At 57.9% G+C, this 1342-nt stretch carries 1 rRNA gene; it reads left to right on the top strand.

Annotated elements, in window-relative coordinates:
* Positions 1-1330: ribosomal RNA gene (locus BUA41_RS18700) — 16S ribosomal RNA — on the top strand; the annotation flags it as partial.
* Positions 1331-1342 lie beyond the last annotated feature (12 nt).

The following is a 1342-nucleotide window of genomic DNA, read 5'->3' as shown; positions in this document are numbered from 1 at the left end:
GGACCTCGCGCTATCGGATGAGCCTATGTCGGATTAGCTGGTTGGTGAGGTAACGGCTCACCAAGGCGACGATCCGTAGCTGGTCTGAGAGGATGATCAGCCACATCGGGACTGAGACACGGCCCGAACTCCTACGGGAGGCAGCAGTGGGGAATATTGGACAATGGGCGCAAGCCTGATCCAGCCATGCCGCGTGTGTGAAGAAGGCTTTCGGGTTGTAAAGCACTTTCAGTGGGGAAGAAGGCGTGCCGGCGAATACCCGGTACGGACGACATCACCCACAGAAGAAGCACCGGCTAACTCCGTGCCAGCAGCCGCGGTAATACGGAGGGTGCAAGCGTTAATCGGAATTACTGGGCGTAAAGCGCGCGTAGGTGGTCGCTCAAGCCGGGTGTGAAAGCCCCGGGCTCAACCTGGGAATGGCATCCGGAACTGGGCGGCTAGAGTGCAGGAGAGGAAGGTAGAATTCCCGGTGTAGCGGTGAAATGCGTAGAGATCGGGAGGAATACCGGTGGCGAAGGCGGCCTTCTGGCCTGACACTGACACTGAGGTGCGAAAGCGTGGGTAGCAAACAGGATTAGATACCCTGGTAGTCCACGCCGTAAACGATGTCGACTAGCCGTTGGGAGCCTTGAGTTCTTAGTGGCGCAGTTAACGCGATAAGTCGACCGCCTGGGGAGTACGGCCGCAAGGTTAAAACTCAAATGAATTGACGGGGGCCCGCACAAGCGGTGGAGCATGTGGTTTAATTCGATGCAACGCGAAGAACCTTACCTACCCTTGACATCCTGCGAACCCGAGCGAGAGCTTGGGGTGCCTTCGGGAGCGCAGAGACAGGTGCTGCATGGCTGTCGTCAGCTCGTGTTGTGAAATGTTGGGTTAAGTCCCGTAACGAGCGCAACCCCTATCCCTATTTGCCAGCGGTTCGGCCGGGAACTCTAGGGAGACTGCCGGTGACAAACCGGAGGAAGGTGGGGACGACGTCAAGTCATCATGGCCCTTACGGGTAGGGCTACACACGTGCTACAATGGCCGGTACAAAGGGACGCAAGACGGCGACGTGGAGCGAATCCCAGAAAGCCGGCCTCAGTCCGGATCGGAGTCTGCAACTCGACTCCGTGAAGTCGGAATCGCTAGTAATCGTGAATCAGAATGTCACGGTGAATACGTTCCCGGGCCTTGTACACACCGCCCGTCACACCATGGGAGTGGACTGCACCAGAAGTGGTTAGCCTAACTTCGGAGGGCGATCACCACGGTGTGGTTCATGACTGGGGTGAAGTCGTAACAAGGTAGCCGTAGGGGAACCTGCGGCTGGATCACCTCCTTAACCGACGGCGCA

Source organism: Modicisalibacter ilicicola DSM 19980 (genome assembly GCF_900128925.1).
GTDB classification, from domain to species: Bacteria; Pseudomonadota; Gammaproteobacteria; order Pseudomonadales; family Halomonadaceae; genus Modicisalibacter; species Modicisalibacter ilicicola.
Note: the sequence above shows the minus strand (reverse complement) of the source record. Positions and strands in the feature narration are given on the sequence as shown.